Origin of the sequence: Flavobacterium arsenatis (genome assembly GCF_031456785.1) — a bacterium.
GTDB classification, from domain to species: domain Bacteria; phylum Bacteroidota; class Bacteroidia; order Flavobacteriales; family Flavobacteriaceae; genus Flavobacterium; species Flavobacterium arsenatis.
Genome location: NZ_JAVDVI010000012.1, coordinates 1 through 14,222 on the forward strand (window position 1 = coordinate 1; position 14,222 = coordinate 14,222).

General features: G+C 37.0%; 12 protein-coding genes. 5 read left to right on the forward strand and 7 right to left on the reverse strand.

The window, feature by feature from the left end; all coding sequences use genetic code 11:
- Positions 1 to 6,489 (reverse strand): choice-of-anchor L domain-containing protein (locus J2X31_RS13000; protein ID WP_310027247.1); only part of this gene is annotated, 6,489 nt, incomplete at its 3' end.
- A gap of 234 nt (positions 6,490 to 6,723) precedes the next feature.
- Here J2X31_RS13000 and J2X31_RS13005 point away from each other — a divergent pair.
- On the forward strand, positions 6,724 to 7,482 hold the full coding sequence (locus J2X31_RS13005) for a UDP-2,3-diacylglucosamine diphosphatase (RefSeq protein ID WP_310027248.1): 759 nt from the start codon (positions 6,724 to 6,726) through the stop codon (positions 7,480 to 7,482).
- On the opposite strand, the gene J2X31_RS13010 is transcribed toward J2X31_RS13005, so the two are convergent.
- Positions 7,479 to 7,835 (reverse strand): hypothetical protein, encoded by a 357-nt coding sequence (locus tag J2X31_RS13010; protein WP_310027249.1) that lies wholly within the window; start codon positions 7,833 to 7,835, stop codon positions 7,479 to 7,481. The genes J2X31_RS13005 and J2X31_RS13010 overlap by 4 nt on opposite strands.
- A 90-nt stretch (positions 7,836 to 7,925) precedes the next feature.
- Here J2X31_RS13010 and J2X31_RS13015 point away from each other — a divergent pair, with 90 nt between their 5' ends.
- Complete coding sequence (locus tag J2X31_RS13015; protein WP_310027250.1) at positions 7,926 to 8,099, forward strand: hypothetical protein; 174 nt, start codon at positions 7,926 to 7,928, stop codon at positions 8,097 to 8,099.
- Positions 8,100 to 8,101: 2 nt separating this feature from the next.
- On the opposite strand, the gene recJ is transcribed toward J2X31_RS13015, so the two are convergent.
- The 5 genes from recJ to J2X31_RS13040 form a co-directional block, all read right to left on the reverse strand.
- Positions 8,102 to 9,799, reverse strand: a complete 1,698-nt coding sequence (gene recJ, locus J2X31_RS13020; protein WP_310027251.1) for a single-stranded-DNA-specific exonuclease RecJ — start codon at positions 9,797 to 9,799, stop codon at positions 8,102 to 8,104.
- 114 nt (positions 9,800 to 9,913) lie between these two features.
- Positions 9,914 to 10,261 carry a HopJ type III effector protein gene (locus J2X31_RS13025; RefSeq protein WP_310027252.1) on the reverse strand — a complete coding sequence of 116 codons (348 nt, stop codon included), beginning with the start codon at positions 10,259 to 10,261 and terminating at the stop codon, positions 9,914 to 9,916.
- Positions 10,262 to 10,684 (reverse strand): OsmC family protein, encoded by a 423-nt coding sequence (locus J2X31_RS13030; protein ID WP_310027253.1) that lies wholly within the window; start codon positions 10,682 to 10,684, stop codon positions 10,262 to 10,264.
- An 88-nt stretch (positions 10,685 to 10,772) separates the two neighbouring features.
- Positions 10,773 to 11,450 carry a 16S rRNA (cytidine(1402)-2'-O)-methyltransferase gene (gene rsmI, locus J2X31_RS13035; RefSeq protein ID WP_310027254.1) on the reverse strand — a complete coding sequence of 226 codons (678 nt, stop codon included), beginning with the start codon at positions 11,448 to 11,450 and terminating at the stop codon, positions 10,773 to 10,775.
- 102 nt (positions 11,451 to 11,552) lie between these two features.
- Positions 11,553 to 12,764: a DUF8457 domain-containing protein gene (locus tag J2X31_RS13040; protein ID WP_310027255.1), complete on the reverse strand. Its 1,212-nt coding sequence runs from the start codon at positions 12,762 to 12,764 to the stop codon at positions 11,553 to 11,555.
- Between the two features lie 101 nt (positions 12,765 to 12,865).
- Here J2X31_RS13040 and J2X31_RS13045 point away from each other — a divergent pair, with 101 nt between their 5' ends.
- From J2X31_RS13045 to J2X31_RS13055, 3 genes are all read left to right on the forward strand, one after another.
- The gene (locus J2X31_RS13045; RefSeq protein ID WP_310027256.1) at positions 12,866 to 13,453 is read left to right on the forward strand and encodes a thymidine kinase; all 588 of its coding nucleotides are present in this window, start codon (positions 12,866 to 12,868) and stop codon (positions 13,451 to 13,453) included.
- A 91-nt stretch (positions 13,454 to 13,544) separates the two neighbouring features.
- Positions 13,545 to 13,805 carry a DUF6364 family protein gene (locus J2X31_RS13050; RefSeq protein WP_310027257.1) on the forward strand — a complete coding sequence of 87 codons (261 nt, stop codon included), beginning with the start codon at positions 13,545 to 13,547 and terminating at the stop codon, positions 13,803 to 13,805.
- Positions 13,802 to 14,212, forward strand: a complete 411-nt coding sequence (locus tag J2X31_RS13055) for a type II toxin-antitoxin system VapC family toxin (protein WP_310027258.1) — start codon at positions 13,802 to 13,804, stop codon at positions 14,210 to 14,212. The genes J2X31_RS13050 and J2X31_RS13055 overlap by 4 nt, the downstream gene beginning before the upstream one ends.
- Positions 14,213 to 14,222 lie beyond the last annotated feature (10 nt).

Here is a 14,222-nt window from a genome sequence, read left to right on the forward strand (position 1 = left end):
GATGCTGATCTCCCTCACATTATAACCGCTGAGGTCGAAATTGTCGTTCTTCTCATCGTTGTTAGGGGAGATACCTTTTTGGATCTGACAGCCGACATTGTTCACAGTGATTGGCTCTGTAACAGCACAGCCATCAGCGGTAGTAATTGTAACAGTAAACACTCCCGGTGCTTTAAGCACAATAGCATTTGGCTCGGCTGTGTTTTCAAAACTTGTGCTATTAGGCCCTGACCATGTGTATGTTGCTGTCAAAGGATCAAATGAACCGTTCAACGGAATTGCTACGAGGCGATACGCACCCATATCGCAACCTTGCTCAAAATCTACTTCAATTGCTGTTGTGTTTTCTCCAACAGTTACATCAAATGGAGATATACAACCAAAAATATCTACTTGTAAATTATATGTTCCTACTTCAGTAGCGCTGAATGTTGCTCCTTGTCCTGTTGTTCCACTTGGAGAAGTCCAAGTGTAAGTTGCATTTGGAGAATTAATGTCAAAATTAATCGCTGTAAAGGATAATGTAACTGCTTGGCTTGGACATATTATATAAGGCTCACCTTCAAATGTTATCTGCCAATCTGCAACACTATCTCCAACTGTAACTGTTTCTGGACCGCTGATACAACCTTGAATATCTACCATCACGGAATAGACTCCAGGTGTATCAATTAGGATAGAGTTGTTTGTTGAAACTACTTCACTTCCATCTGTTAAGGTATAGGTATAAGTAACTGGGAATCCTGATGGGTTATTAGTTACATTCACAGAAAGCGTTCCTGTTTCATCTGGACACAAAGTTGCAGGAGCGGTCAAGTCAAAGAACCATGTTGTATTTGCATTTGTAATCTCAAATGTTTGGGTAGCAGTACAACCTGAATTGTTTACCGTTACTGTATACGTTCCATAACCTGCTTCTCCATTGATGGTTAATGAACTTGATGTTGATGCAAGTGTTTCTGTACCAAATGTCCAACTATAACTAACTGCGCTTGGATCAAAACTATCATTGGTTGGAGCAACTGTAACTGTTGTACTTCCTTCCGGACAAAATTCTTTTGTTCCCAATACAATAAATTGTGGTGTAAGATCTTGGACAATTAATTGGAAATTAACGATCTGGAAACATGGAGTTCCTAAATAATTTACTCGGACATAAATAGTCTGACCATTTACACCTGGGAAATTCTCTAAATCTTCTGCTGGTATTGCATTCTCCAAAACATTGTTTTCAGCATCCTCAATTGTCAAGAAATAAAGAATTTCGTGAGTTCCTGGAGCAAAAGGCGCTAGAATTACAGGAGTGTTTAAAGCTAAATTGAAAACTCCATTTCCTGAAGCATTACAATCAACCAAATTTGACGGAGTTCCTGCAGGAAGATCTGTAAAGAATTCAACTTTTACTAAATCTGTTGCAAAACAAGTAGTGGTATTGAATTGTGCTTCAATAGAATAATCTCCTGGCTCACAAACTAACAAAGTAGGCCCTGTTTCACCTGGTATAATTTCACCGTTTAAGAACCAATTGATGGTATAGTCAGCAGGATCTAATTCAGAATCGATTGTTACGCAATCCCCTTCGCAAGGTGCGTTTCCATTAGCCTGAAGAAAATCTTCTCCAAGATCTACATCTCCAATTTTGAAATTTTCAATAAATACAGCTGAATCATAAGAACCATCTGATCTATCTGCAATAACCAATTTGATATGATATGTTGTTCCTGGTTCAACTTCTGAAAAAGCAGTTAGCTTTACAGTTACTCCTTCAAAATTAACTGGAGCTCCCAATGGATTTAACCCTCCAGGAAGAATCCCATAATATTCTCCAAATTGGTTTGGATTCATCGAAGGACAAGTCTGTCCGGCAGGATTAAACAGAGAATCTCTGACTGTTACAACTGAAATTGGATCACCTGCTTCTGTTATAGCCAAATTAGTTTTAACACCAGTAGCTGTATTTGTCAGGATAAAAGCAAATGAATCACTGTAAGAACATTGAAATTGTCCGTACTCTTCTGAAGCAAATATAAAGTCGAAACTAATTTCATCACTTAGAGGTACAAAATCGAATTCTAGTCTTGTGGCATTTCTGGAAATCATTGGTAATCCTGTAGCTTCAAGAATGATAGCTTCTAATTCTGCATCTCCTTGATTATACCACCCATCTGACGATTCACTCAAATTTGATGTATTAGGTCCTGGAGCACTGTTTGCATTTCCTGTAGATAAAACGATACCCTCAAATAATTCAAACTCTGAAGCATCTTTATTGAAATATCCTATTCCGTTTGGTCCTCCAAAATTACTTCCTGTTGAATAGGTAATGTTGCTTACGGTCGCACAATCAGTATCAAACAATATGTCTTGAACTAATTCCTGTACTGTATACTGAGTTGTACTTGTTACAATTGGTGGTGGGATTCTTCCGACACATAAATCGAAAGTAATATCTTCTAATCTATTTGAAACCGACCAAACTCTAATTTTGTAAGTCGCTCCGATCTCTAAATTATTTACAACTGTCTCATCATTATTATTACAAGCTACAAATACCATATTTCCACATTCATCACCTTTGTATAATGAACTATTCAAATCGGTTGCTGTTCCCTGAATGTTTGTAAATGATATAATTTGAATTGTACTGTTTGCCACAAATTCAAACCAAACATCATCGTCTTCATTTCCAGGACAAGAACTCGTCTGTGGAGATGCTGTAGCACCAGTAACACTAGCTGATACAAATAGGTTACAAATTACCCCATTATTAACAGGCACTTCTATTGCAGTAGCACATTCATCATTAGTAATCGGATCTGGAGTGGTGATACACAATGTAAAAGTTGCATTTCTAGGATTATTAGCAGTACCTGTTTCCCTGGTGTAAACCCTGATTTTATACATTGTACCAATATTTAAATTGTTTGCAACGCTAACATCTGGGTCACTGCAATACAGCTGGGTCAAATTATTGCATTCGTCTCCAACATATAATGCGTGATCAAGTGTTACTGGTGTTGCAGGTACATAACTAACCACATTGCTAAAAGTTATAATATGAATTGTTGATGTAGCTATAAAGCTATACCAAACATCGTCGTCTTTACCTCCAGTGCATGTTATTGCTTCTGCAGACAAAGTTGCTCCTAATGTGTTTCCTGTTACTGATTCGGCACAAACACGTGTAGGGTTTACCGGAACTAGTGTTGCGGCACTACACTCATCATTTACTGGTTTAGTTATAAATGTTCTTGGATTTAATATTGTCCAAGTGCTTATGTCTGTAGGTGAACAAATTGCTCTAACGTAATAGGTATAAGCAGTATTAGGTAATAATCCTTCAATTGTATAAGGGTTTTCCCCAACATCGGTTAAATAATAACCAGCAGCACCTGTATTTAGAGGAGTATAGTTTACAGGAGGAGTTGCTCCAATGGTTGGAACCGCATAAATTTCCCATTGTTGTTCAGATCCGCCAGCTGTCCAGCTAAGTTCAGCAGTTGTTTGAGTAACACTGCCAACCGTAACCAAAAGATCCGTAGGTTTCGGACAAGTTGGAGGCACACAATGTCCTAATATATCATCTGAATAAAGAACTGTCAATGGTGTTCCTTCACCCGGTAATTTTGTATAGACAATATCGGTAAATGGATTTTGGATCGAAACACCAATCGATTCAGGTTGAGTTCCTGCAATATTCCAATATAAATCAATTGGAACATCATTACATAAAAAAACTTGTACACCATTGGCATTGTTGACTAAAGAAGCTCCAAGAGTTGCAACAACGATTCCATTTTGTCTAACTTGCATTCTTGCCGAACTCCAGCTATTACCAATTGTGCTGGTCAATTTAAATCTGTATAAACATTTGTCTGTTTCGGCACAAGTAATAGTATTGAATACTATAGGTCCCGTCCAAGTACTTGGGTCATTTCCTCCACAGATAGCTCTTACATAATAATAATAGATTGTGGCTGGATCAAGATCTGTTGGTGTCAAGGACAATGCTCCTGTTAGCCCTGGATAATATTTATCGCCTGCCGCTAAAACAGGAACTACGCCTGGAGCGGCTGGAGCTTGTGCTTGAGGTCCTGCTTTTAATAATAATACTTCCCATTCTGTCGCAACACCACCTTCTGCCCATAATAGTTCCGCACTATTCATAGTTATACTTCCTGCAGTAACGGACTGGTTGATTGGTTTTGGGCAGGTTGGCAATGTTGTAAAAGTATGAATTGCCGACCATGGTGAATTGAACGGTGAACAAACTACTCTAACGTATACATCATAAGTTGTATCTGCGTTAAGTCCGTTTGGGATTGTATGCGAAAAAGGTGCCGCTGGTCCATTCACTCCTGTTTCCATCGGGGTTGACAAAGCTGTAGGAGCCGGTTGTCCTGTTGGAACATAGTAAATTTCATATCCTACATTCTCTGTTCCTGGAGCTGTCCAGTTTACAGTTGCACCAATCGTTGTTACGAATGTTGTCCCAACAGCCGTTGGTGCTATATCACATCTGGGTACATCACATTCTACTACACTGTTATAAATTACAGTTCCTGCACTACCAACTCCTGCTGGTTTTGTGAAGATTGTTTGCCCGAATGAATTAATAACCGATATGATACATTGTTGTGGTTGCGAACCTGCAGTTAGCCAGAATATATCAAATGGAACATCATCACACATTGTTACTGTAACATCAACTGGTCCACCTCCTGAAGGAAATGTTCCTCCAATCGTGTTTGGTGGCGTCGATGCTGGAAATATCGGAAGAACAATACCGTTCTGTCTGATCTGCATTCTTGCACCATTCCAACCATTATTAGCAGAATCGGTCATTCTAAAGGTATAAGTACATTGATCCTCAACGGCACAAATTGCAGTATTGAATACAAATGGTCCAGACCAAGCACTATAAACACCCGGAGAACATTCGGATCTTACCCAATATTGATAAAGATGTGCTGCATCTAAACCAGTTAGAGTCATACCTGCCACGCCATCGTTATCTAAGAATTCAATATATTGTCCTGGTGCATTTGGTATAGGCTGACCAGCATCTTGAACAGCAATCTGCCATGCGGTTGAAGTTCCTACTTCTGTCCATGTTGCTGTTCCTCCTTCAAGAGTAGCATTTGCTTGGTCAAAACCTAAAGTTGTTGGCTTCTCACAATTTTCATATTGTATAATAAGATTATAAGGAAATGTTTGAGTTGGTGCTCCTGAAGATATTACAATATAATAATCTTCTCCTGCAACAACAGGAAAGTCATCAATAACCCTTGCTGTTGATGAAGTACTTGCGGCACCTGCCATACAAGCAACACCTATGTCTGCACATTCATTATACACAAAAACGGAAGTTCTTGCCGCTCCTGGTGTCAAAGTTATGCTTATCATTGATCCAACCGGAGCATCAGAAGGAACTTCTAATCTATAAATAACATCGTTCCCCGTTAGATAATTCGTATTTGCTGGTGTAGCGCCACAACTTGTTCCTTGTGAAGCAGTGATGAAATTTTGAAAATTACCCGTATTTGCATCCGTTTCATAAGGAAGTGTAAGTATCGTGATAGGGTCATTACATACAGTACCAAAAGGGTAGGTATTAAAAAAGTACGGACCTGTCCATTCACTGAAAACATTTTCTTCACATTCTGCTCTAAGCCAATATTTGTAACCTGTGTCTTCTGTTAACCCTGTTGCAATAAAATTAAGTTCACCGCTTGAAGTATCTAAAACAAGTGGACTATCGTCTTCAGGTTGTGAAGCTTCCGCAGGTACTAAAGCATATTGATAGTTAATCGCACTTCCCTGATGTGCCCAAGTAAGATTTGCCGATTGTGATGCTATATCCGTAGCATCAAGTGCAGAAGGAGGAAAACACGTCGAAGTTACATTAACATCATCGATTACCCATCTATCTCCCCCTAGTCCACTTGTAGTTTGGGTATGAACTCTAACAAAAGCGATATATATTTCCTGATCGGTTGCCAATAAAGGGGTAAGATCCACGATTTTTTCTTCAAAATCATCAAAAACCACATTCATTTCTGGCTCTGTCCAGCTCTTTAACAATTGATACTGTGAAATATCACCTTGGCTTGCGACATCAGTATTAGTAGAATAACGCACCTCATATATAGTACCTTGGTTACCCTGAATGGTCTGATGAGCCTGAAAACGCAATTGTCCGTTTTCTGGAACGGTAATTAAATGCGTAATCAAGTAATCTCTGGAAGTATTGCCTTGACCAATTTCTTCGTTACTGATGAACATCGATTGAGTTCCATTTACAATAGCCGCCGAAGCATTAACCAATCTCCAACTTTGACCAGTACCCACACCATTATCTGCCCTAATCCAACCTGTGGGAAGTCCGCTAGGATAGGGGGTTATTTCATCGAAATTTTGCGGTAACTCCTGCGAAAACCCTATCAGGCAACACAAAAGAGTTAATAATAGAAAAGTAATTTTTTTCATAAAATGAAAATTTAGGTAGTTTAATATAGTTTCGTAGTTTAAGAACTTCAAATTTAACAAAATTTAAGAATAATCTAGCTTAAAATAGATATTTAACTAATTAGTTTTCAGTTGTTACAAATAAGGCTTAACCTTCTTGCATACTGTTAAAACGATTAAGATTCTTATTATGCCAAAATAGATTTCCATAAATGTTTTGAACATTTCCTATATTTGAATTTTAAAAAACGAATAATGCAATTACCCAAAAATAAGAAAATATATTTTGCTTCCGATCAACATTTTGGAGCTCCAACTCCCGAGATGAGTTTCCCCCGAGAACAACATTTTGTAATGTGGCTTGATGAAGTAAAAGTAGATGCAGAAGCCATTTTCTTATTGGGCGATTTGTTCGATTTTTGGTTTGAATATAAAACCGTTGTTCCAAAAGGATTTGTTCGCGTTTTAGGAAAACTGGCCGAAATCCGCGACAGTGGAATTCCCATTTATTTCTTCGTAGGCAATCATGATTTATGGATGTCGGATTATTTTGAGAAAGAGTTGAACATTCCTGTCTATCACGATAATAAGGAGTTTATTTTTGGAAACAAAACGTTCCTTATTGGTCATGGAGACGGAAAGGGTCCTGGCGACAAAGGCTACAAAAGAATGAAAAAAGTATTTACAGCTCCATTCTCAAAATGGCTTTACAGATGGCTACATCCTGATGTCGGTATGAAATTGGCCCAATATCTTTCGGTGAAAAACAAGCTTATTTCTGGTGATGCCGATGTGAAATTTCTAGGAGAAGAAAACGAGTGGTTGGTTTTATATGCCAAACGCAAATTGGAAACCAAACATTATAATTATTTTATTTTTGGACACCGCCATTTGCCGATGAAAATTTCTGTTGGAGAAAATTCAGAATATGTAAATCTGGGCGATTGGATTGGCTACTTTACGTATGGTGTTTTTGATGGTGAAAATTTTGAATTAAAAGAATATAAAAATTAATTCATCCCTACTCCATACATATATTCTTCTAGTTTTATTTTGAACAAAGTGCCTTCCACAAGGTCTTTAATTGAGTCGAGTTCTTTCATGGAAACGGCTAAATCAATTTGTGAAACCGGAGTTTTGAGCAAAAATTTGGCACAGCGGTATTTCATTTCGCAATTTTCGCAACAGCTGTTTCTTTTGCAACTGTCTTCAATTAAGACTGCAAAATTTTCCAATTCCGAAACTGTGAAATAGAAACCAGTTTCTTTGAAAACCAATTGAATCTTTTCTGATTTTATGGTGTTTTTTTCCTTCCAATAAAAGGACATCCCAAAGTTGTTGTAATAAATTTGCTCAATTCCTTTCATAACTACATTCAATTTGAAACAAATATAAGTTTTTATTTATATTGATTCTAAATAGAATTGTTAAAGTTGGATTTAGCAAATAGATTTATTTTGAAACTACTGATTCCAACGGCGAAGCTAGCCTTGATGGAAATGGAAATCCTTTTGCTTGAAAATGTATTTTTTCCTGACAGAAAAGAGCGACCAACGGAAGCTCCTTTTGTGTCTTGGAAAAAATACATTTTCAAGCAAAAGATTGTAATGGAAAGCGAGAAAAGCTCTTAAAATCAATAATGTTCTTTGATGTCTTTCAGTCGAAGTTGCAAGGAAACATTGCCGTTCCACTCATTCTCGTCGATGCAATAAACGGCCTGAAATGGTTGACGGTTTGTGGTAATGTCTAGTTTATTTCCGAGTCCGAAACCAATTCCGACAAGACCTTCGGAGTTATTTTGCTTGATAAAAAGTCGGATGTGTTCTTCGGCTTGACCTATTTTTTTTCCAAAGCCAGTGTCAATTAGATTTGTAGTAAGAAAAACAGGTGTCATATTCAAAGGCCCGAAGGGCTCAAATTGTTTGAGAATCCGGATGAATTTTGGCGTAATATCGGATAGATTTATTTCGGCATCAACCGATATTTCAGACGTCAAAGAATCTTCGTGAATGGTGTTTTTGACGATTTCTTCGAAGGCATTTTTGAAATTTTGATAATTCTCTTCTTTTAAGGTCAAGCCTGCGGCATACATGTGACCGCCAAATTGTTCAAGGTGTTCCGAACAGGCTTCGAGTGCATTATAAACATCAAAACCTTTCACTGAACGAGCCGATGCCGCTAGTTTATCGCCACTTTTAGTGAACACCAAAGTAGGACGATAATAGGTTTCGATGAGCCGGGAAGCGACGATTCCGATGACACCTTTGTGCCAAGATTCGTGATAGACAACTGTTGAGAATCGTTTATCTTCAGCATTATCCTGAATTTGATTTAAAGCTTCGATCGTGATTTGCTTGTCGAGTTCTTTTCGATCTGCATTGTATTTTTCGATTTCTGAGGCAAACTGAACGGCCTGTTCGAAATCGAATTCCGACAATAATTCAACCGCATGATTGCCGTGTTTGATTCTCCCTGCTGCATTTATTCTTGGTGCGATGATGAAAACGACATCTGTAATATCCAAAACTTTTTTCTTCACTTGATGAATCAACGCCTTGATTCCTGGTCGAGGATTGGAGTTGATGACTTCGAGTCCAAACTTGGCTAGAATCCTATTTTCACCCGTCATGGGAACAATATCGGCTGCAATTGCAGTTGCAACCAAATCCAAATAAGGCAATAAATCTTCGATAGATTCACCTCTGTTTTTGCCTAATGCCTGAATCAATTTAAAACCGATTCCGCAACCACACAATTCGTCATAAGGATAGTTGCAATCTTCCCTTTTTGGATCTAAAACAGCTACAGCTTCAGGCAAAAATTCACCTGGACGGTGGTGGTCACAAATGATAAAATCGATGCTTCGTTCTTTGGCGTAAGCCACGTGGTCGATGGATTTTATACCGCAATCTAATGAAATTATCAATGAAATTCCGTTGTCATCGGCATAATCGATTCCTTTGAAGGAAACGCCATAACCTTCGTCATAACGGTCTGGAATATAGGTGGCAACATTTGGATAATAGGATTTCAAATAAGAGGCAACAAGCGAAACGGCTGTTGTTCCATCAACATCATAATCGCCAAAAACCATAATATTTTCTTTGTTTTCGATGGCTTTTTCGATTCTTGAAACGGCCAAATCCATATCTTTCATAAGGTATGGGTCATGCAAATCCTCTAAGGATGGTCGGAAGAATTGTCGGGCATCTTCATAGGTCTCGATGCCACGTTGCAATAAAAGTGAAGCAATATTTTCTTCAACATTTAGGGCTTGAGCCAAGGTTTTTATTTGGCTTGTTTCTGGTTTTTGTTTGATTGTCCAACGCATTTTTGTATGGCTTTAAATTATTTATTTTCTATTGTTATTGTTTATTTCGGAATTTGAACCATTAAGGAATTAAGAAAAATTAAGTCTATGTTTGGCTTAATGAAACTTACTATCTTAATGGTTTAAAACAAGTGCTTCTCCTTCAAAATTGATTCCATCCCAACCGGTTTGCATAAAATTTCGGATGTTTTGATGGTCGGTTCCTACTGGATTTTGCAGAACATCTTCAAAATAATAGGCTCCGAAACAAGCCAATGTTGCATCTTTTGAAAGATTTTGAAGTTTTGCAAAGGCAAATATTTTACAAGAACCGTTATTTTCTCCTACCTTATTATATTGGTTTCCGTTTTGGAAAGCTGTTGGTGTAAAATTGTAGTTTCCCTCAATAACCTGAATCGTATCTTGAAAGTTTATTGATTTTGGATGTTCTTGAAGTTGGTTTAAAAAAGCGGTAATTGTCATTTAGGATTTCAAATAATTAATTTTCACTTCTACTTTTGCAAATTGACGGAACATTTCCATCACGCCACAATATTTATCTACCGAAAGAGAGACGACTTTTTGCAGTTTTGCCTCGTCTAAATCAGTTCCGAAAAAATTATAATTTACCCGAACGGTATGATAAAATTTTGGATGTTCCTCGGTCAAATCGCCTTCGACATCAATGGTAAAAGTATCGATTTCGACCTTCATTTTCTTTAGTAATGAAGCAATATCAATTCCCGTACAACCCGCCAGTGAAGCCAACATCATCGATTTTGGTCGCAAGCCATTGTTGTTGCCTCCAAATTCAGCATCAGAATCCATCTTGATTATTCCGCCAGGATTTGTAGCTTCGAAAGCCATTTCTCCCAGCCATTTTGTATGTACTTGATGTGTATTCATAATTTAAAGATATAAAGATTGAAGGATTTAAAGATTAAAAAAAAATCTTAAAATTAAAATCTGTTCTAATGCTTGAAATCTGTGTTGATTATTTAGTAGATTTTCCAGCAACCACCACAACAATCTCCCCTTTTGGCGGTTTGTTTTCAAAATGCGTGAGAACTTCTTTTGCCGTTCCTCGGACATTTTCTTCGTGTAGTTTTGATAGTTCCCTTGAAACACAAATTTGTCGGTCTTCGCCAAAATAGGTGATGAATTCCGCTAAGGTTTTCAATAATTTATGAGGCGAAACATATAAAATCATCGTTCGGGTTTCTTCGGCTAAAGCCAAATATCGGGTTTGTCTTCCTTTCTTTTCAGGAAGAAATCCTTCGAAAATAAATTTATCGTTTGGCAAACCGCTATTCACCAAAGCCGGGACAAAAGCTGTTGCACCAGGCAAACATTCAACGGTTATATTATTTTCGACACAAGCTCTTGTAAGTAAAAACCCAGGATCGGAAATCGCCGGAGTTCCCGCATCCGAAATCAAGGCAATGGTTTCACCGGCTTTTAATCTTGAAATTAAATTCTCAACCGTCTTGTGTTCGTTGTGCATGTGATGGCTGTGCATGTGTGTTCCGATTTCGAAATGTTTCAGCAGTTTTCCGCTTGTTCGAGTGTCTTCAGCCAAAATCAAATCGACCTCTTTCAAAATCCGGATTGCACGAAAAGTCATGTCTTCGAGATTGCCAATTGGCGTTGGAACTATATATAGTTTTGACATTTACTTATTTATCTTTTGCCACAGATTTCAAAGATTCCTACAGATTTCAAAAATCCTTTTTAATCCTTAAATCTGTGGCAAATAAATTAATATTTCTATTGATTATTTAAACTTTTGCTCTACCACTTCAAGAAAACGCTCTTCAAAATCTTCTTTTCCTTTCCAATCGTTATAATCTGGTTTTACCAAATCTTCGATGAAATTTTTGGCGTCTTGAAACGTATTGAAGGTATTCAATTGAGAGATAACTCTATTGAAATCCTCATTGCTCCCGCCAAAAAGCTGGCTAACAAATCCAACTTTATCATTTAATCCAAAAGTGATTCCTTTTGTGATTTTGATGCCTTCATATTGTGGAGCTTCTGGAAAATTTTTTTTGACCGATTGCTCCACTTGCACGTCTTTTGTTTCTTCAATTTCTGGGACAACTTTCGCATTTACTGGTTCTGGTTCTTCATCGCTTTTTTCGATTTCAGCCTTTACAAATTCTAATTCTTTGTAATCAGAACCCAAGAAATCTTCAAAAATAATCTGATGTCCAGATTCTTTGGCCACTTCTTCAACATCTTCTTTCTTATCAAAAGCCAATTCAAAAGTAGGTTCAAAAAGATGTTCTTTTTTCTCCTCTGTTTTGGTTTGTGCTGAAGTTTCAACTTGTTCTTCCTCTTCAACCGAGGTTTCTTCTTTCTCAGCCAAAGTTGGTTCTTCTTCGTCTTCACTTTCGGCAACAGCCTCTTTTTCTACTTCCGAAACTTCTTCTTCCGGAGTTTCCTCTTCGGCAAGTTCTGAAGGTTCTTCATCTTTATCTTCTTCAACAGAAGACTCTTTTTCTTTTTCAACCTCTATTGACTCTTCTTCGTCTTCACTTTCGGCAACAGCTTGTTTTTCTGCTTCCGAAACGTCTTCTTCGGGAGTTTCCTCTTCAGCAAGTTCTGAAGGTTCTTCACCTTTCTCTTCCTCTACTTCTTCTTCTGGAGTTTCATCCGCTGTTTCTGTTTCGTCTTCTTCTACTTCCGAAACAACTTCTTCGGGAGTTTCAGCTTCCATTGTTTCTTCCACTTCTTCATTCACAGACGTTTCTTCTGCAACAACTTCTTCTTTTTCATCAAAAGTCGCTTCCAATTTTTCTTCGACTTCCTTGTATCCGATAGTTGGCTTTACATCACCAAAATTTTCTTCCACAAACTTCAAAACCGATAATTTCTCATACAGTTTTTGTGTTTCTTGATGCAGTTGCACCAATTCTGATTTGTTTTTAAGCTTTAAAATTCGGTGTGCAATGCTGATTAATTCGGCTTCCAGCTTTTTTTTCATAACTTTTAATATTATAGTAAGTAAGGCGCTTCTTTTTTAATAAATTTGTTTTCATTACAAAGTAAAAAAAACTAATCCTTTTTAAGGCTGAAAAATACAAAATGTTTCTCGAAAATACAGTAAATCATAAAGAACAATTTGGTTGGATTGAAGTAATCTGCGGTTCGATGTTTTCGGGCAAAACCGAGGAACTCATCCGAAGGCTCAAAAGAGCTCAATTTGCCAAGCAAAAGGTCGAAATTTTCAAGCCATCTATCGACACAAGATACCACGATGAGATGATTGTTTCGCACGACACCAACGAAATCCGTTCGACTCCAGTTCCCGCTGCTGCAAACATCAGGATTTTGGCTCAAGGCTGTGATGTGGTTGGGATTGATGAAGCCCAGTTTTTTGATGACGAAATTGTAACGATTTGCAATGATTTGGCCAATTCAGGAATTCGAGTAATTGTTGCTGGTCTCGATATGGATTTTAAAGGAAATCCTTTCGGACCAATGCCTGCCTTGATGGCAACTGCTGAATATGTAACAAAAGTGCATGCTGTTTGTACTCGAACGGGAAACCTCGCCAATTATAGTTTTAGAAAAACAGATAACGACAAACTCGTCATGCTAGGTGAAACCGAAGAGTATGAACCTTTGAGCCGTGCTGCTTATTTTGAGGCGATGAAGAGAAATCAGGAGTAGTTTTTAATCTTCAAAAAAACAATCTTTATCTATTTTAATTTTATACGGATATATTTATTATATTTGTACGTATAAATTAATTCTTGTTTTTATGGATACCAAACTCACCTTAAAATTAGATAAAAACGTGATCGAAAGTGCTAAGGAATATGCTGCAAAACAAAAAGTTAGCGTTTCGTCTATTGTAGAAAGTTACTTTAAAACAATAATTTCTAAAGAAAACAAAAATGATAGTGTGCAAATTTCTGATTTTGTAAAAAGTTTATCTTTAGAAAATGGCGGAATTCCTGCTGATTTTGATTACAAAAAAGACAGACAAGAGTATTTGATAAAAAAATATAATTCTTTATGAGAGTTTTTTTAGACACTAATGTAATGATTGATTTAATTATTAAAAGAGAACCTTTTTATTATGAAATTGCAGAAATTACAACCAATGCCGAAAAAAACGAACTAACTTTATTTACCTCTTCGTTATCTTTTGTAAATACGTTTTACATAGCCTCTAAAGTAAATACAAAAGAATCTGTATTAGAAATTTTACGAAAATTTAGAATCATTTGTAATGTTTCTATAATTGACGAATTCAATATTGATAAAAGTCTAATTTCAGGTTTTTCAGATTTTGAAGATGCTGTTCAATACAACAGTGCATTGCATCATAATTGTGATTGTATCATTACAAGAAATAAAATTGGCTTTAAAAATTCTAAAATTAATGTAATAACTCCAACTGAATTTTTAGCTTCTCAACTTTAAAACAATCTTT